This is a genomic window from Alteromonas gracilis (assembly GCF_002993325.1).
Taxonomy (GTDB): Bacteria; Pseudomonadota; Gammaproteobacteria; order Enterobacterales; family Alteromonadaceae; genus Alteromonas; species Alteromonas gracilis.
Window position 1 is genome coordinate 77,443 of record NZ_PVNO01000010.1, and the last position, 18,546, is coordinate 95,988.

Here is an 18,546-nt window from a genome sequence, read left to right on the forward strand (position 1 = left end):
TAATTGATATTTTGAATGAGTATGCATCATGTGAAACTATGTAGCTTGATTTCATATCACGGTGCATCGCTTAAACGCCCCCTCTATTAAACGTTGAGACGAAGGTTGTTTTGTTGAGCTTATAACGAGAAGATAAGGTTGCGTTCAACATTATCGGAGAGAAATAAGGCCGAGCTATTGAGGAACAGTTGCACCAAGAACATTGATGCAACATTAAAAGGGTGTGCTTAACGTTTCAGGTGCGTAGGCTTCGTATGAAATACTGCGTGGCATTGCGCTATCACAGACAGAGCAATGTGCTCAGGAAGTTCTCCACCAATATCAAATCCTGCGGGGCTGGCAAAATATTGCGTAAAGTTAGTATCGCTAAGCCCAGCTAAATCCATAATTTCTTGCTTGCGATGAAGCGGCCCAAGCATTGCCGTATAAGTTAGCGACTGCATACTGAGCAACTGAAGTGCTTTGGCGTCAATCTCGCGGTGATGAGACATAAGCACTGCCGCTTGAATATTGTGTTCGTTAAGATGTAAACGCACCCCCTCAGTGGTCGGGTCGTCGATTAAATAATTAACCTCGGGGAAGTGTTCAACTCTCGCTTGGGCAGGCCGCGGGTCCCAAAGACTGACCAAATAACCTTGCGAACTGGCAAGCTTCGTCATAAAAGTAGCATCGTAACCACCACCAACAACAAGTATGTGAATGGGCGGCATCATCAAAACAGATAAGCTGCGCTTTCCGCCTAAGGTGTCCAACACGGCTTTTCTTGGAGAACCCGTATTGTCTTCCAATACCTTACAAGCACCTTCTGACCCATCTACTGCAACATTCCACTCACATACGTGGCCCTTCGATAGAGTCTGGCTTATTTTATCCAGAGACAGGTAGTTATTGTCTTTGTTGACCGGTACGAGCGCCAAGTGCACTACGCCACCGCAGCCTACACCCAACTTAAAAGCGATATCTTCCTCATCCTCATCATCGTAGACAGCAGTGCGGCTAACACCGTCTGTCATTACGCGCTGGGCTTTTTTTACAATATCACTTTCTAAGCAACCTCCGCTTAGAATACCTAGTTGATGTCCAGCATCACTGAACAACATCATGGCTCCTGCTTTGCGATAGCAAGAGCCTTCAGTTTTAAAAATGAAACCCAGCACCCAATTATGCTTGTCTTTTAGTGGAAGCCATTGTGCTAGCAAGTGGTTCACGTGATTACTCATAACTACCTCAAACCCCGTTAAACCTGTTTACTGCTGTGTTGCTGCTTGGGTGATAAATGCGGCGAGAGTCGCTGGCTCTTGGGCACCGGCTATTCCTTGGTTGCCTATCACGAACGTGGGTACGCTTTGAATTCCCCGCTGCATCCAAATCGCTTCCTCTTCGCGCACTGCTTGTGCATATTTACCGTTTTGAAGTACCTCTTTAACTTCGCCCCCATCAAGACCTATTGCGTCAGCAATCTCGACCAACACGTTTTGATCATTCACATCTTTACCATCAGTGAAATACGCTTTAAACAAGCTCAGTTTCATCTCTTCTTCAAGGCCCTTTTTTGCCGCCAAATGAATAAGCTGATGGGCTTTGAACGTGTTTTGCATACGCGAATCGTCAGTAAAATTGAACGCAAACCCCAACGCCTCGCCCGCTTCAACAAGGCGAGCTCGGTTATCAACGCTTTGCTGTTCGCTAATGCCGTACTTTTCCATTATATGCTCGCGCAGATTTTGCCCTTGTTCTGGCATATTAGGATTCAGCTCGAATGGGTGAAACTTGATATCCACCTCAATATTATCGAGAGTTTTTATTGCTTCTTGTAATCGCTGATACCCAACAATGCACCATGGACACACTACGTCAGATACCATATTTACCGTTACTTTTTGCATAACAACTCCCCTTTTAGAACCCATTTATCCGTGTTCTCTTTATGTTCATTGACTCAAGCCACTGTAGATGAGGTTACAAAAAGAAACTTCAACCCTATATGAAATTAATATACGTATCGGAAAGCTAAGATGATCGAAATCGCGTTAGCGCTGACCGCGCCCAAATGCCATAGCCTTTGGAAGATGGATGAAAACCATCCTCTGCCATCAAGCCGCTGTGTTTTACGTCCTTTGGACTTCCACCTAGCTTTAGTGCACTAACATAAAGCACTTCAGAATTCGGGCTGTTGGCAATACGTTCTTCCATCGCTTTATTTAGCAAAAGCGCTCTAAAGCCGAGTAAACCTCTTAGAGGTTGGGGCAAAGCCGGAAACGCATGTATAGGCGGCAATGCAGTAAACAAAATATTTTGGCAGCCAAACTTTTGGCTTAAAAGAGACTCGATTGCCGAGATGTTGTATTGCCAGCGTTTTAACGAGACAAATTTGGTAACATCATTAACCCCAATGGAAATGAGCGTTGTTGAAAAGTGTTGCTTTGGTAATTCTTGTAAAAGGCGAAGCACGTCTTCACTCTTATAGCCTGTTTTAGCGTGCAACAAAACACGGGTTGTACCGTGGTGTGAAAGGCTTGAATAAATCAGCCCACTTAACGCCCCTTCTTGCGTTGCCGCCCCTACACCTGCTGCAGCAGAGTCCCCAATGACTAGTACGTTAATTTTAGGCGCTTCTTTTTCATTTATTGAACAAAGCACCCTGTCTCCGCTAGGCTCTGGCAACACGGCCGTTCTCTTTCTTACCCATAACGCTTGTAATAAAACGATTGGAAGCAAAAGAACAATTGCGGCGTTTAACCATAAAACTTTGAAGTAGATCAATTCCTTCCCTTACCCAATACGATATGCTCAACGTGTTTCGCTTAATAGGCGCTAGGCCACCTCAATAGGGTATATAAAAAATGAACACCAATGCTGTAAAGCAAAGCCACGACGCATCTACTGTAAAAAAATATGCCCAACACGCCCCGCGCTATACATCCTACCCTACGGCACTTAAATTCGAACCGCTAGAAGAAGATATATACCCACAAGCACTGGCTGTTTCCAAAGCGCCAGCCGTAAGTTTGTACGTACATATCCCTTTTTGCAAAACGCTTTGTTATTACTGCGGGTGCAACAAATTAGTCACTCGCCACAATGAAAAAGCCGACGACTACTTAGACTACCTAGAGAAAGAAATTTTGTCTAAGCGTTATTTAGCAGAGGGCAAGCGCGTGGTTTCGCTGCACTTAGGGGGTGGTTCACCCAGTTTTCTGAGCGAAATACAGCATACATTTTTGATTTATCTTTTAAAGAAGCATTTCACGTTTGAACTAGGTGCGGAGCTGTCTATTGAACTAGACCCTAGAAACGTGGACAGTGCCTATTTAAAGTGCCTTAGAAGCTTAGGCTACACCCGCATAAGCTTTGGCCTTCAAGACACCGACTACAATGTGCAGAAAATAATTAACAGAGTACAAAGCACGTCACATATTGCTAATTTGGTGTTTGAAGCCCGCACGCTAGGCTTCGATTCAGTAAACTTAGATCTCATTTATGGACTGCCGAACCAAACCCTAGAAACGTTTAAATCGACTATAGCTGCAACGAAAGCCATGATGCCCGATCGTATCTCACTTTTTAGTTACGCTCATTTACCTGAACGATTCGCGGCGCAGCGAAAGTTTGCAGAAGAAACACTGCCCAGCAGTGAAGAAAAAGCGGCGCTTTATACCCTTGCGGTAAATAGCTTTACTGGCGTGGGATATGAGATGATTGGCCTTGATCATTTTGCCTTAAGCAATGACGCGCTAGCCATTGCCAAAAATAAAGGCGAGCTTCACCGAAATTTTCAAGGCTATACACTGCGAGGCGATACTGACTTAATTGGGGTCGGCGTATCGGCTATCAGCACAATTGGTAATGCCTTTGCACAAAATGCGAAAGATTTAAAAGAGTACTATCAGCGATTAGACAACCATTTGCCTTCAGCCAAAGTTGGGCTTTCACTAACGCAAGACGATCTTATTCGCCGAGACGTGATATCAAGCTTGATGTGCAACTTGTTCGTAGACAAACAGCAGATTTCAGATGAGCATCACATCATCTTTGATGAGTATTTTTCACAGTCGTTGGAAAACTTAGCAGGGCTACATGAAGATGGCCTTGTTGAAATTACGTCTAAGTGCATTAGAGTTCCCGAATCAGCGCGTATTTATATACGTGCTATTTGCGCTCGATTCGATGCCTATCTCAATGTGGATGAAACACTCGTCAACTACTCTAAGGCAATTTAAACCTGGCTATTACCTGCATTCCCGTTTCAAGGTGAAGGCGCGTTAAAGAAAGGTGGCTAATACTGGCGTAAAGCGTTTGGTTGCTGTTTATAACGTTAAGTTTTAGCAGCACCTTAGCGCTGTGAGTTTTGCCGTGCTGGGTTTGGACGGTTTGGGGTTCGCTTTCTGCAGTGATTAGCGTTGTAGATGCAGGATTAATGCTGGATATAACGCAGGGCAGCGCATTTAAAATGCTAATTGTGCTGGCATTACCAAAATCTGCAATATTAGTGTCGATACTGACATCACAGGCCTTAACCGCGAAACGGGCAGATAGCTGTTCACTGCCTTGTTGGGGGAAATACGATACAGATTCCTCACTGACATAAATCTCGTGCCCCGCTACTAATATCAGCACTATTCCGTTGACAGCTTGACTATTGTCATCGGTCAAAATTGCAGAGCCGTATCGACCTTCTTGCCTGTCGCTGTTGGTATTGTGATTGCTAACAGCGTTGTTATTCTGGTTATTACCGTCGCTTTTGTGTGGCGTGGCTACCGTCTCTCCTTCAAGCACGCTAGACGGTGTTGTAAAACTTTCTCGTTCGAACACTCGAGCCAGCACATCCCGCGTTGGGCCACAGAGCTCAGCGCGGCCGCGATCAATGTAAATCAACTCATCGCTGAACAGGGCAAGATCGTCTAGGTCGTGAGAAATCACAAAGCAGGTAAGCTGGCCCGACACACACAAATTCTTCAAAAACTGATAAATCTTACGACGGGTAAAGACATCAATGGCGCTTAACGATTCATCGAGTAATAGCACATCTGGCCCATTGACCAGCGCACGCGCAATCGCGACTCTCTGCGCTTCACCACCAGATAGTGCATGAATCGGCTTATCGATTAAATGTTCGCAATAGCAAGCGCGCAAACACGCGTCGATAGGCATTGCATTAGGGCTTGCGTGACGCTGCGCTAAGGCTAAATTGCCCCGAACATTGGTATGAGGAAACAACATAGGCTGCTGAAACAGGATGCCGACTTTTTGAGACGCCCATGGGGTTTCGACCTTTGCGCTTTTTTCCACGCCAGCAAGCGCCCGAAACAAGCTGCTTTTGCCCGCACCTGATGGACCGGTAACGCCGATAAAACGGCTTTCTGGTTGCAGTGAAATTTGTGCATCAATGCGATTGGGTAAATTCGCTGATATTCTCATGTTAGCGCCCTTCTTCACTACGAGTCATGCCATTGAAGCGATACAGTGCAGCGAGCATTAGGAATGAAAATACCAAAAGGGCAATAGAGAGGTTATGAGCGCTGTCGTATTCCAACGCCTCTACCTGTTCATAGAGCGCTATAGATAGTACTTGGGTTTCCCCAGGAATGTTACCGCCTATCATTAGCACCACGCCAAACTCACCAATGGTATGGGCAAAGCTTAAACCTAGCGCCACGACAATAGGCGCTTTGCTTAAAGGCAGCACTATTTTCATGAAAGCCTCGATGGGGGAAAATCCCAGCGTTTTTGCCACATCTAAATAACGATTATCTAATTGTGAAAAGCCGCTGTACAAAGGTTGTAAAGCGAATGGAAGCGAGTAAATTACCGACCCCAGCACCAAACCCTCAAAGCTAAATGCAAGGTTGCTGCCGGTGAGACTCTGCCATCCCTGCCCTAGCGCACTTTGCGGCGAAAATGCAACAAGCAGATAAAACCCGAGTACTGTAGGTGGTAGCACCAACGGCAACGCGAGTATCGACATAATAAAAGGCTTAGCTTTGCTCTGCCAGTTCGCTAAAAACCACGCTAGCGGCAATGCAATGAACAACAGCAAACCGCTGGTGATAAACGCCAGTTTTAAAGTAAGTAATATGGCTTCAAGGGTCGACGCGCCAAAGAATTCATTAAGCATATCTATTGACCAACACCAAGTGTATTCACTGGCTCATATCCCCATTCAATTAAGCTGTGCTGAACCCCTTGCGACATCAAATATTGCACAAACAGGCTAGCAGATGACACGCCATTAGCGTCGCTTAAATTGAACTGCTTAGAAGCTTCATGTTTATTTTCCTCATCACGCTCTTCTAAAACCTGTGGTTCACCAATCGCCAGCACATCGAACAGATTCGGCGTGAGGACTGCTGCTGTTTTGCTGTTAACCACTAACGACTGAATGATGGGTTGGTACAAGATTTCTGGCACAGGACTAATGACCGTCGTGGGGGCGACATTATTTACATCAACGGTACTCGCAAAATTAGAAGGTAAATCGAGAGCAAGCGAATACGCGACAAAGGCTCCTTCAACACTACCCGTGGTATAAAACTGAAGGGTTTGTAGAACGTTTTTACCCATTACTCTGTGTGGTAAAAACGATTGCCATAGGGATAAGTTCTGCAACGTTTGCTGTGCAGCAGTGCCATAGGGCGCAAGCTTTGGGTTGGCGATAGCCAACTTGTTTTGCGGATTTCCGATTAATTTAATAAGCTGCTTAGACAAACAGTCTGTACGCGGAACATTTCTTTGTTCTTTTGTCTCTGCAGCAACATGCTCGCAGCTTTGTGCATCAGACAACTCGCCAGAATAAACAAACGCCAGCTTGCCTTTCGCATAATCTACCACATTGCTTTTGTGTACTAGGTTATTCTCCGCCAAGGCTTGTGGCCTAGCGCGATCTGCCGATAAAAACACATCGAACGTCGCACCATGTTGAATTTGCGCATACAAGGTACCGCTAGAAGACACGGTTACCGCTACATCTATGCCTGTGAGCAGGGTGAACTGCTTTGCGATGTTTCTAAGCGGTTTTGCAAAGTTTGCAGCTACCGCCACGTTTATCTTCTCATCCCGCTCAAACGCGTCAGGATGGCTCTTTTGACCGGTATTCATACCGCTGCTTTCACTTACAGGCGCATGCGCTGCCTCAAGACTGTCCGCTTGCGCTGCAAAGCTCGTAAACGCCATGGCTCCTGTAAACAAACTAAGGCTCGTCATAAGGAACATAACAGACTTGAAAAAGCTTGCATGTCCCGTTGCGAAAGAAAAAGCCATTACTTTTTATGCATCCACTTGAGTGCAGCTTTATCGTCAGACGCTTTTGCCGCAACCCATTCAGATCTATCGCCCTTAAACTCTTTCTTCCATAAGGGCACAGACTGTTTAAGCATATCCATTAAATAGCTCGCAGCATCAAACGCCGCTTGGCGATGGGGGGCCGCAGCACCTACCCATACAATTTGCTCATTATTGTATATACGCCCTACTCTGTGCAGTGCGCCAGCACTGTTAAGTGAAAAACGATCAATAGCTTGTTCAACCAGAAGCATTAACGCTTTTTCAGTCATCCCCGGGTAATGCTCTAGCTCAATACCGTCTATATCACCAGCGCTATTAAAATCTCGCACCAGTCCAGTAAAAGTAACAATAGCGCCGGTGTTGCCACAGGCCTTCTCGTCTGCCGACTGTTTTAGCCTTGCGTACAACTCGCCTTGGTCGAAATCTTCAACTTGAACTAGCGCGAACATAGCTACCCCCCGGTCACTGGAGGAAAGAGCGCAAGTTCGTCACCGTCGCTAAGTACAGTTTCAGTATCACAAAGTTCTTGGTTTCGAGCAGTCAGCACACTGCCCTCTAATGCTAACGCCCACTTGTCGCTACGAGTTTTAAGCTGCGATAACACGGTTTCAATGGTGCTGTTGTTGCTTAATTTAAGCGTAATATTGTCTTCGCCCGTAATCTCTCGGGTTTGTGCAAATGTTTTAAGCGTTATATACATGCTTTGCCTTTTCTATAAATTCTTAGCGACGCCTTGTTCGCGTGTGCTGACTGGTTTATCTTAATTTTCAGAAAGACGTTAATTCTAAAACAGCTTTTCTATTGGGCGCGCGAACACGTTATGCGCGTTATTTTTAAAGTGCACCTTTCTTCTTGCCCACTATTTAGCAGACTGCCAATGGCCTGTCTTGCCGCCTTTTTTCTCCAGCACCCGTACTCCTTCCATATGCATGCCAGGGTCGATGGCTTTACACATATCAAATAAGGTTAACAGCGCCACATTTACGCCCGTGAGCGCTTCCATTTCAACGCCGGTTTTACCGCTTAGCTTGCAAAAGCAGGTAGCTTTAATACGGTTTTGGTCAGCTTGAATGTCAAAGTTAACATCCACCTTTGACAGCGCCAGTGGGTGACAAAGAGGAATAAGGTCAGCGCAGCGTTTCGCCCCTTGAATACCCGCTACACGGGCAACCGCAAATACATCACCTTTGGCAATTTTCGCTTCAGAGATTTGGCGAATAACGTCTTCGCTTACGTATAAAAAGCCTTCTGCTGTGGCTTCTCGCTTGGTAACGTCTTTGTCACTGACGTCTACCATATTGGCTTCGCCGCCAGCGTTTAAATGGCTAAAGGTACTCATGCTTCCACCAGATGCTTTACAAAGTTACACGGTCTAAAGTCGGCATCAAGTTGGCTAGAAATAATCTTTTCCCACGCCGTACGACACGCGCCTGTCGAGCCTGGCAGGCAGAAAATAACCGTATTATTGGCAAAGCCCGCTACAGCGCGAGACTGAATGGTCGATGTACCAATCTCTTCATAGCTAATTTGACGAAATAGCTCACCAAAGCCGTCGACCTCTTTGTCGAACAATACGCTAATGGCCTCTGGTGTTGAATCGCGATGCGTAAAGCCTGTACCACCGGTAATTAATACTGCGTGAATGTTCTTGTCGGCAATCCACTTCGACACCACGGCGCGCTGCTGATAAATATCGTCTTTCACCAAATCGCGATCGTAAAGCTTATGGCCAACCGAAGTCAGTGCCTCTTTCAGGTAATCTCCCGACTTGTCGTTTTCAAGTGTGCGCGTATCGGAAATAGTGAGTACGGCTATATTAAGGGGTTGGCTGACAGCTGACATATGAAATCCTAATTTGATATGCGACATTTTGGCGGTTTTTGATAAAGTACCAGCCAAAATACTATTTGGTAATCACTTTATAAGGGTGCATGCCATGAATTCAACAACTAAGTTGGCATAAACTATGTTTAAAAGCCTAACTAATCAGCAGGCTATGCGCTATAACCGTCATATTGTGCTTCCCAAAATAGACCTAGAAGGTCAAGAAGCACTGCTTAACGCCAATATTTGTATTATTGGTATTGGTGGGCTTGGCACCGCGGCCGCCACTAGCCTTTGCGCCAGTGGAGTGGGTTATCTTACACTTATCGACCACGACACAGTCGAGGCCACTAACCTTCCAAGGCAAACCTTGTTTAGCGAGCAGGATGTAGGGATAAGTAAAGTAGAAGCGGCTAAAGCGCGGCTTACCGCAATTAACAGCAACTGCGACATTACCGTAATGGAAGAACCGTTTTCGGCACCCGGCACTACTCAGCTTTCACCAGCATTGAAACAAGCCATAGAGCGTGCTGACGTTGTGCTGGATTGCACCGACAATACAGACTCACGAGATTTAATAAACCTATTGTGTTTTAAACTAAATACGCCGCTAGTATCGGGCGCGGCCATTCGCTTTGAAGGCCAGCTTTTCGTAGCTATACCCGGCGAAAGCCGTTGCTATGCATGCTTGCGGACGCTATTTGAATCGCCTGATTTAAGCTGTGTTGAGGCAGGTATATTCTCGCCAGTAGTAAATATTGTTGGTACTTACCAAGCAATGCTAGCTATGCAAGTATTGATGGATTTCGATAATATTCCTAAAAACACGTTAATGACGTTTGATGCTCTGTCGCACGAGTGGCGAAACTGGAAGCTACCTAAAGGCGTGGACTGCGAGCTATGTGCTTACTAAATATACGTGCTTTTGCAGCATGTATGATAATAGCTGTGTTTAAAAGCAACAGACTAAAACAAAGAACAAGACAGAAAATAGGTTGATTTAAATGACAACCCAAGTAGTGAAAAAACACATGGTAGTGGCGCAAAACGCGTCTGGACGTAACATGAACGTGCCAATTTATCGAATGAAGGGCGCGCGCCCCGGCCCCACCGTGTACATTCAAAGTTCTATTCACGGTGCTGAAGTGCAAAATACGTAATTGTATTTTTATGGATACTATTTGACTGCACTATTTTTTTGTCTAGCCTTTACAGAAAGTGTGTAAAAAATAGATGGGATACAATGGCAAAGAGGAAAAATACCAGACTTAGTACAACAAAAGCTGAATGTTTAACTTCAAATGCTTCTTCTATCCAAGGCTTTACAGAATACGAGCCGTACGTGATTATCAAAACAAATCACGATTTAAGATCATTCAAAGTATGGTTTGAAAAGAATGACGATCACATGGTCAATACAAGCAAAGAGAAAATGCGTTTGTGTAAGGGCAAAAAGTCAAGTAATTGGATTGTAGAAGACCGACTAAATGTTGCTGACAGTTTTTCTAAAGATGTTGCTAGAGCATTTGCATTTTGGCTTAAGCAAGAATTGCCTTCATACAGTGCAATAACAAATGCAATGAGACAAATATGTCGTTTCATGGCCTTTATTGATGCCAATCCACTAATAACCGATATCTCTGAGCTAACCAACAAAGTCCTATTGGCTTTTGAGTCTCATGAAAAAGACAGAGCAAGCTATTTTAAAACAATTTTTAAGTTGCATCCGCGTGTGGATTTCAGCGAACTGGAATACTCCTTCAAAAAACGCAGAAAGAATCACGCAATGCGAGGAGCGTTTCAGAACAAGCATGAGCCTTTTAATGAGGTGGAAGCATTTTCTTTGGCTGAATTTTCAGAAAGAGAACATTTCCAACTAGTTGGCTTTGTAATGCATCGTATAGATCTAATAACAAAGCGACGAACGGAACTATTTGAGGCTGATGCTGAACCGCTAAGAAAAATAGGATGTTTACTCAGTGACTCTTATTCAACCACTTTTCCTAGTAAACGTGAATTTCTACCCGGAAGGAGTGCAGCTTCTCGAATACGGAAGTTACATGATAATGATCCAAAAATGGCAATTGATTTGCTTCATAAAAATATGATGCTCTTAGCTCGGGATAGCTCGAATAGTGGAGTTGATTTTACTGGTATTGTAAACAGTCTGAGACAAAGCACCAGTGTTTATGGGAAAGGTTTATTCAATAATTACCTCGCTTATCTTGAGATCTTGTATGAACCAACTAACTTGAGTGTAGCATCAAAAGATAGAACAAGATTCAAGGACTATAAAAGAACGATCGTCTGTCGAACACCACTAAATGAAATTGCGCTTATACTGGCCATTATTATTCAAACAGGGGTGAATTTAGAAGTCGTGACATCACTTAAGCGCTACTACGGGGGGCGGCATTGGGCGAAGAACTTTGACATTGATATTGATGCGAAAACTTCACAGAAAATGAAGGTTGTGCGTCTTGTTGGGATCAAGAGAAAAATGGGTGTTGCTCCTCCCAAAGAGATATCAATTAGAGTTCCTGTCGATTCATACCTTTTTCGCGTTTTAATATTGTACGAAGAAATATTTTCAGTCCCGGGTAGTGATTTATTTTTTTCAGGGATGCATGTAGGTAATGCGAAAAGAGATTTTTGCAGCGTATATAAAATAAAATCAGATGACGGTGATACGTTAACCAGCATTGATACAACTAAAATTCGAAAAAGTTTTGCAGGTGCCAAACTTGCAAAATTAGTTGAAGAATCTGAAAGCGGTGAAGAATTAGAAAGGAGATTAAGGGAATCGCTTAATCATAAGTCCTTTGATACAACTATTTTTTCTTATTTGATGAAATCGGGGACAGGGCATCTGGTATACAGCAGTGCCGTTATCGCTCTCACGAATAAAATGCTGCAGGATGCAATAGCTTTTAAAGGCAAGTTCTTTAACAAAAACAACAAACAGCAGTCGTCTACGAAAATACCTGTTTATCTATGTGACTGCTCAGACCCAAAAAGTCCTACTCATGGTATCCCTATTGCAAACCAATGCAAGCAGTATGATTTGTGTTTAGGTTGTGAGCGAAGTGAAGTATACGCAGAACATATCCCAAGAATTTGCTACAGAATATTGCAGTATGAAAAAGTACCACAGCCTATAGATATTATACTCGCTGACCGAAAAGCAATCGCACTTGATTGCCTGGCTAAATTTGAGTCTGCCCATCCCTATGGAGCACAGATTGTAGAGCGCGGATATCAACTTGCGAATCAAGCAGTGATTGATAATAAGCCTTTATTACCCCCAATTTTATAAAGTGATAAGGATGAATATGATGAATATTGATGTTCAATCACATTTAGAAATTGAAAAGCATGAAAGTAGTCTTTATGAAAAAGGGAAAAAGCAATGGGGTGTACTTGATACCATTATAGTTGAAGCAAAGAGGCATCCTCTGAGCTTTACTGAAAAGGGTTATCTTGACCAAGAGTGGATATTTAACAATAGCGAGCACACAGGTCTGTATTGGGGGAAATATTTAAATATACATTTCTACCTCCCTCTACAAATCTATTTAAAGAACCTAACAATATACTTAATTGAAGTAGAGCATTTGGCTTATAAAACTGTAGTTGGTGCAATGACAAGCTTCATGACACAGATTGTTCCAGCCTTGGAGGAATTTGGTACTCCGGTTTTAAAAGCAACCAAAAATTCACCTTTTCTGCCCTTGGGATTTCTTGAGCCCGACGACATCGCTCTTATTTTGAATAAAATAACAAAAGTGAACGGCCAAATAGGAGAAGCTACTTTACGGATCTTGGACATAATGGAAAAAACGCAGAAACGTAAGGAAGAGGGATTTAACTTTTTTACAGCGGGTCTGATTACCCCTTGGCAAAATGAAGGAACTGTTTACTCAAGTTACCTTAAGCAGATGAAGGAACGATATGGTTTGGTTTCTGAAACTAGGCCATATTCACCTTTTACGGATGAAATAGTTGCTCAAATAGTTGAACCCGCCATGAAGTTCCTGGACGGAATTTGTGTTAGCCCATCCAATAAACCAAACAAAACATCAATAGAGAATTTACAATTTTCCAAAAGTGATCTTTCGGCACCAATTGTTAGCATTCTTAATGCCGTCAAGGAGGTCAGAAAGCATTCTACTCATACACAGTGTGTAAAATTGATAAATCGTGATAAAAAATTCAAAAAATTGATGGCAAAACATGAACGCTATATTAGTGAATTGCATCCAGTATTAGCTGCGAATAGGGTAAACAGACCTGACGATAAGCAAATGCATGGAACCATTTTAAAGTCATGGTTTAGCAAACTGTTTGAAATCACACAGTTTGCAGCTGTGTGGATAATTGCGCTTAGTACAGGGCTTAGAAATGTAGACCTAAGATTTCTTGATGCAAGTACGTGTCTGCATTATTCCAATAAGTTTAAAATTTGGTATGTGAAAGCTGACTTGCAAAAGACCAATAACACAATATACATACCGATTGGCCCACCTGCAGTTAAAGCTCTAAAACTTCTAAACTGGCTTCGAACATTTGACTCCACAATCCTGATTCAGTCGAGAGTATTTTTGTTTAACGACAACAATGACAGGGTTAAAAATGCTTATATGGGTGGGAGTACGTTGAATACTAAACTAAAGCGCTTCGCAGAGCACTACGGTATTAGTCTCACTTTTGATAATGGAACAGAAGGAACATGTCATTGTATTCGAGCGACTTTAGCTGGATATGTAGGAAGACACTCCGTATTAGCTGTATTAATTCTGAAAAAATTATTTGGCCATTCTAATCATCTAATGCCCGATCGCTATTTACACCACAATGTATTAGTGACCAAATTTAGAGATGAAAAGTTAGATCAAATGCACTCCAAATTTGCTCATGAAATTGCAACATCAATCGCTAATAAGGAAGTAGCAGGCATAAAAGGAAATGAATTACTAAAAGGTGCTGCCCATCTTAGAGAAAAGATCAGGCTGGAGAACGACAGTCTAACAGAAATGGATGTGCATAAAAAACTGACAGACGTGCTAAAAGAAATCATTTTAAATGATATCAAAAACGAGCAAACTCAAACATTACTTACGCCGATGGGTGTCATATGCATGCGAGCGACTAATCACAGTACCGACAGTCCCTGTTCAGCAACAATAAATAAAGCAGAACGCGATAAGGCGGGTGTAAGTAGGGCAATGTTTGGCACTCTGCCGCAACTGCCTAATCCGGCGCAGTGTATCGGTCTGGATTGCCCTGATGCACTGGCAACCAAAACACATTCCCTGCCCTTACTAGAACAATTTGACTGGTACACCAATGTGTATCGTCAGTGTACTGATAAAAATCGTGATATAGACGAAGACGCTAAACATTTTATCGATACCTACTACCCGATTGTCATGGCAAATGACATGCTGACCGAAGCGGAATCGTTCAGGAAAAAGTACAGCTCGGCACTGTGTCAACTCTATGCCGATAGCAAACCAGAGGGATATTTCGGTGTCTGATAATTTGCAATCGATAGCGACTGATAAGCCTAAGTCAAAGCGTGACAGCCGTTCACATGACCAGCGAGTTGCAGACCTTGAGGCGGCATTTACTAAATTGAAAGCAAAGGCCATTGCAACGGGCATTAAAACCGATGCCAGTGCCGCGAAGGTGCTTGAAGCTGGCAGAGTCAATCGCACTTATTTTTATATTAAGGATAAGCTTAAGGACAAGGCTGCACTTGCCAAATACCACGCAGTACGAGATGCCATACAGGATTTTCAGGATAACTTTGAACGCTTTGGTGGCGATACGGTGGTTAACCAACTTAGAGCAAAGCTTGAGCTGGCAGAAGCCCAGCGCAACCAGATAGCCCAGACCCTGACGGAGCAGCAAAAGCTGGTCGCAGGATTGCAAAACGATAATGCCGCACTTAAGAAAAAAGTGCGCCTGCAAAGTGACCATATGATTGATGTGGTGCATTCTGCAACGGTTAAATCAAGACCTAACAACAATGTGTTTGGCGAAGTACGAATTATCTCACCAGATACCTATCTATGGCGAAACGGACAATATCTATTTGATGATGAAAAAGTGCGTCAGCATGCGTGGGAGCGAGCCAAAATTGATTTAAAACAAGCCTTGCAGCGGCCATTCTCGATGCGAGTATATTTGCTGGTTGGTCCTCCATGTGCAGGGAAATCGACATGGGCAAAAGCGTATTCGAATTTCTACCCCGATTTACATAGTGTCGTAATTGATGCGACGAATCTAACAGCGTTTAGTCGCCTGGAGTGGGTATCACAAGTTAACAAGTATCGCACCAATGATACCCGTATTTGCGCCGTTGTGTTCCTCACACCCAAGTCGGTGCTGCAAAGTCGAAATAATCGAAGAGAGCCAACAAAGCGCGTAGATGATGCGCTCTTATTGCAAAAGTTCGACCAACTGGAGTTCCCAAATCTATTGCATGAAGACATCGATGAAATGATTGTAGTAAGGACTGAGCATGACTAAGAAGCAGTTAATTTACGCATACGAAAGAAACACCATTGGTAAGCTGTAATTGGGGCAACTAAGACGTATGGTGCTAACCGATTTATTGAGGTCCTTCGAGAATAACCCCGTATTGGCGCAATCCTACTTTAAGGGTAAAGGCAATAAAATTACATGTCATGCTGCGCATGGACATTGAATTTTATACGGTGATTGGTGTTGAGAGATGCATAATGGAAGAGCGAAAATGGCTTTTTACGGCACTGACAAAAGCAAAACATAAGGCTATGTTACTGGTTGAATATGAAGCTTTGCAAAGCGCCGTTGACGCCGGATTTAAAGCGGATGAGATTATTGGGGAGTGGTCGTTATGAGCGTTTATGTGTTGCATGAAAAAGAGCTAGAGCATCCCATAGTATTCGACGCAAAGACACACAAACCCGACCCGTTGATATTGCGATATTCCGTCTGCAAGCATCAATACCCACAATTAATCAATCCCAAACTAACACGTCGCTGCAGCAAGAAGACCGTGGTTGATGCGATACAGCGTATTTGTTACCTCATTAACCGACTGTCAGAACAAACCCAACCGGATGGCAAGCAAGGTATTCATTATCTGGCTGCCACGTATAGAGGCAACATGGAGCCGTTGATTCGCGCGATGTACTATGAGGGCGGCTGGCGAGGCGAAAGCATCGAGCAGTACGTAAAAGCCTGGCGGCAGTTCTATTGTTTTCTCACCTTGCAGGGCGTTGAACATGAAATGTTGATGCCTCAAACCAATGAGGTCACTATCAGACAAGACCAGGACGATAATTTTTTATCCCACACCAGTTATCGGCAAGAACAGGTTGGCGAGGAGGAAACTGCGGTAAATCATAACTGGAAAGAACGCCAAGACGACTACAAAGACAGTATATTGAGCATGGAGCAATTCTGGTTGCTATATGCAGAGATGCTTCAGATTGACGCAGTGTATGCTGCGATGGCCTATGTGCAGTTGGTCACCGGCCTGCGTGTCACCGCACTGATTGATTGCTTTCCTCTGGGTCCAGACAAACGTAACCCTAACTGGTGCAGTTATCGGGAAATGAAGCGAGATAAAATGACCAGCCAAAAGCTACGATATCTGGCGAAAGGGGGCAAAACAAAAAGCCTTCTGGTGCCATTCTCTATGATGGCTGTCTTCTACAATATTTATGAAAAGCCTGCTTATGGGGTGACGTATTACCAGCGTTTGAGGAAGTATCAAGACGTGTATTGTAATAGCAAACACGCCATAAACTCAGGTCGCAAACCGGAGGAAACTCCAACTTGGATACTTAAAAACGGCACGCCCGTTTCAGTCAGAGCATACCAAAAAACCATGCAGGAGTGCGCTGAGAAGCTCGACATGGAGGCTCATCCACATATGCTACGACATACTGGTGTTACACAGATGCTATACCGATACATTAAAAATAACGGTTTAATGACTGGTCTTAACCACACAAACAAAATGTTGGTATCTGATGCGCACATTATCCTTCAACAACATTTAGGTCATGCTCGCATAGAGACGACAAGACGATATATCCGAACTATTGAAAGATTTATTCAGGAATCGCAATTGGACATTTTGCTAAATACAGCTTTATCAACCTCAAGAAAGCACCAAGAAATGCTGGATAGTAATCCACAACTAGCTAAAGGGATATCTATTTTGGAAAAAGCTATTATGGGAGCTGATGCCTACCTAGCATATGACAAACTAGAAAAGACACAGTAGTGCAGTAGACAAGAAATGGACGTTCAATGCTCAACAACGGTGAATTCTAGCGCCATACCATCTTAATTTGATGGATTTATTGCACCTGTTTTTGAGTAAGCGTAACTATTCCAGATACCCTTGCTGGCTCGGGGCGCATAGAAAAGCCTTTGAAGTAATTCTTTGGTTTCAGCTGACCTGAAACAACTGCAACCCCATTCTCCAGCGATACCTGAATATCATAAGCCTGTGATGTTCTCATGCTTTCTAACTTTGCGTCTACTATTTCAAAGCCATTCTTCGGAGGGAAATACAGCCTAATAGTTTTAGGAAATTTTGAATTCTCAGAAAACGATTCTTTAACTTCCAGCTCTAGCACCTCCGGCTCGGGTGGTTGTGGTTCAGAGATTACTACCTGTGTCGAAAAGCTTGATTCGGCCTTTCTGAAAAGGTTCTTATTTGTTATTTGTACTTTAACACTGTATTCACCTGGCTCATAAATTTCCCGCTCAATATTTAGCTCGGTGGCATCTTCTATTACCTCATTATTGATGGACCACTGTAAAGAATGATAATCAGATGCCTCGGCAGTGCATGAGACAGTACTTGGAACAGTTTCACTAGTAGCCTGGCACTTTACGAAAACATATGCCTCGGGTTTTTTTACTGATTGAATTAATGTTGGAGTAATTACTAAAACTACTCCCGATAAAGCTATCCAAAATGTGACTTTAGACGACTTAATATCAGATTTAGACAACAGCAACAGTGTAACCAATCCTAGTGCACCAGCGACAACTAGACCAATGAGAACAAGGGGCCATATTCCGTCAATCATTAACTCGACTCCTTATTACTCATTAGAATGTTCACGGCACTTACCCAACCCAAACCCGCAGTTACAGCTTGTACAGGATTAGTTGGTGAAAAGAGAAGTGCACCGACTGCTGCGCCCAGGCAAACTGTCAACACACAGTCCAACCTATGATAAAAAGCTTTCTCCCTCTCTGGAAAAAGGCGCTTAAGAACTTCGATGGCTCCGTCAAACCCTTTAGAAAAGGAAAACAAATACATAACCAAGGAACCTAGAAGTGTAGTCCCATAGATCAGTAACCACGAGACCCAAAACGGCTGGTCTACCATAATTATGAAATGCTCACTTTCCATCTGACATCCCT

At 43.5% G+C, this 18,546-nt stretch carries 18 protein-coding genes and 1 pseudogene; 8 read left to right on the forward strand and 11 right to left on the reverse strand.

The annotated features are described in order from the left end of the window. Positions 1-227: 227 nt before the first annotated feature. From C6Y39_RS04390 to C6Y39_RS04400, 3 genes are all read right to left on the reverse strand, one after another. Positions 228-1,220: an XdhC family protein gene (locus C6Y39_RS04390; RefSeq protein WP_105930106.1), complete on the reverse strand. Its 993-nt coding sequence runs from the start codon at positions 1,218-1,220 to the stop codon at positions 228-230. A gap of 27 nt (positions 1,221-1,247) precedes the next feature. Continuing rightward, positions 1,248-1,886, reverse strand: a complete 639-nt coding sequence (locus C6Y39_RS04395; RefSeq protein ID WP_105930107.1) for a DsbA family oxidoreductase — start codon at positions 1,884-1,886, stop codon at positions 1,248-1,250. A gap of 124 nt (positions 1,887-2,010) precedes the next feature. After that, positions 2,011-2,763, reverse strand: a complete 753-nt coding sequence (locus C6Y39_RS04400) for an SGNH/GDSL hydrolase family protein (RefSeq protein ID WP_105930108.1) — start codon at positions 2,761-2,763, stop codon at positions 2,011-2,013. Positions 2,764-2,843: 80 nt separating this feature from the next. Between C6Y39_RS04400 and hemN the strand changes: the two genes are divergently transcribed. Next, complete coding sequence (gene hemN, locus C6Y39_RS04405) at positions 2,844-4,220, forward strand: oxygen-independent coproporphyrinogen III oxidase (protein ID WP_105930109.1); 1,377 nt, start codon at positions 2,844-2,846, stop codon at positions 4,218-4,220. On the opposite strand, the gene C6Y39_RS04410 is transcribed toward hemN, so the two are convergent. The 7 genes from C6Y39_RS04410 to moaB all read right to left on the reverse strand — a co-directional run bounded on the left by C6Y39_RS04410 (position 4,207) and on the right by moaB (position 9,123). Further along, positions 4,207-5,418 (reverse strand): ATP-binding cassette domain-containing protein, encoded by a 1,212-nt coding sequence (locus tag C6Y39_RS04410; RefSeq protein WP_105930110.1) that lies wholly within the window; start codon positions 5,416-5,418, stop codon positions 4,207-4,209. The genes hemN and C6Y39_RS04410 overlap by 14 nt on opposite strands. A 1-nt stretch (position 5,419) precedes the next feature. After that, positions 5,420-6,115 carry a molybdate ABC transporter permease subunit gene (modB, locus tag C6Y39_RS04415; RefSeq protein ID WP_105930111.1) on the reverse strand — a complete coding sequence of 232 codons (696 nt, stop codon included), beginning with the start codon at positions 6,113-6,115 and terminating at the stop codon, positions 5,420-5,422. A gap of 2 nt (positions 6,116-6,117) precedes the next feature. Next, positions 6,118-7,257, reverse strand: a complete 1,140-nt coding sequence (modA, locus tag C6Y39_RS04420; protein ID WP_105930112.1) for a molybdate ABC transporter substrate-binding protein — start codon at positions 7,255-7,257, stop codon at positions 6,118-6,120. Continuing rightward, positions 7,257-7,730, reverse strand: a complete 474-nt coding sequence (locus C6Y39_RS04425) for a molybdenum cofactor biosynthesis protein MoaE (protein WP_105930113.1) — start codon at positions 7,728-7,730, stop codon at positions 7,257-7,259. Before C6Y39_RS04425 ends, modA begins: the two co-directional genes overlap by 1 nt. 2 nt (positions 7,731-7,732) lie before the next feature. Beyond that, entirely contained in the window at positions 7,733-7,981 is a 249-nt protein-coding gene (locus C6Y39_RS04430; protein WP_105930114.1) for a MoaD/ThiS family protein, read from the reverse strand. A gap of 159 nt (positions 7,982-8,140) precedes the next feature. Then, positions 8,141-8,620, reverse strand: coding sequence for a cyclic pyranopterin monophosphate synthase MoaC (moaC, locus tag C6Y39_RS04435; protein ID WP_105930115.1), 480 nt, complete (start codon positions 8,618-8,620; stop codon positions 8,141-8,143). After that, complete coding sequence (gene moaB, locus C6Y39_RS04440; protein ID WP_105930145.1) at positions 8,617-9,123, reverse strand: molybdenum cofactor biosynthesis protein B; 507 nt, start codon at positions 9,121-9,123, stop codon at positions 8,617-8,619. The genes moaC and moaB overlap by 4 nt, the downstream gene beginning before the upstream one ends. A 124-nt stretch (positions 9,124-9,247) precedes the next feature. On the opposite strand from moaB, the gene C6Y39_RS04445 reads away from it, so the two are divergent. From C6Y39_RS04445 to C6Y39_RS04475, 7 genes and pseudogenes are all read left to right on the forward strand, one after another. After that, on the forward strand, positions 9,248-10,018 hold the full coding sequence (locus C6Y39_RS04445) for a HesA/MoeB/ThiF family protein (RefSeq protein ID WP_105930116.1): 771 nt from the start codon (positions 9,248-9,250) through the stop codon (positions 10,016-10,018). Between the two features lie 91 nt (positions 10,019-10,109). Continuing rightward, positions 10,110-10,256 (forward strand): annotated as a pseudogene (locus C6Y39_RS04450) (peptidase M14); the annotation flags it as partial. Between the two features lie 92 nt (positions 10,257-10,348). Further along, on the forward strand, positions 10,349-12,421 hold the full coding sequence (locus tag C6Y39_RS04455; RefSeq protein WP_105930117.1) for a hypothetical protein: 2,073 nt from the start codon (positions 10,349-10,351) through the stop codon (positions 12,419-12,421). Between the two features lie 16 nt (positions 12,422-12,437). After that, the gene (locus C6Y39_RS04460; RefSeq protein WP_167390619.1) at positions 12,438-14,642 is read left to right on the forward strand and encodes a site-specific integrase; all 2,205 of its coding nucleotides are present in this window, start codon (positions 12,438-12,440) and stop codon (positions 14,640-14,642) included. Next, entirely contained in the window at positions 14,635-15,639 is a 1,005-nt protein-coding gene (locus C6Y39_RS04465) for an ATP-binding protein (protein WP_105930119.1), read from the forward strand. Before C6Y39_RS04460 ends, C6Y39_RS04465 begins: the two co-directional genes overlap by 8 nt. A gap of 212 nt (positions 15,640-15,851) precedes the next feature. Continuing rightward, on the forward strand, positions 15,852-15,992 hold the full coding sequence (locus tag C6Y39_RS18725; RefSeq protein ID WP_167390620.1) for a hypothetical protein: 141 nt from the start codon (positions 15,852-15,854) through the stop codon (positions 15,990-15,992). Then, positions 15,989-17,389, forward strand: a complete 1,401-nt coding sequence (locus C6Y39_RS04475; protein WP_105930121.1) for a site-specific integrase — start codon at positions 15,989-15,991, stop codon at positions 17,387-17,389. The genes C6Y39_RS18725 and C6Y39_RS04475 overlap by 4 nt, the downstream gene beginning before the upstream one ends. A gap of 76 nt (positions 17,390-17,465) precedes the next feature. Here C6Y39_RS04475 and C6Y39_RS04480 read toward each other — a convergent pair whose 3' ends face one another. After that, on the reverse strand, positions 17,466-18,206 hold the full coding sequence (locus tag C6Y39_RS04480) for a hypothetical protein (RefSeq protein ID WP_105930122.1): 741 nt from the start codon (positions 18,204-18,206) through the stop codon (positions 17,466-17,468). Positions 18,207-18,546: the final 340 nt, after the last annotated feature.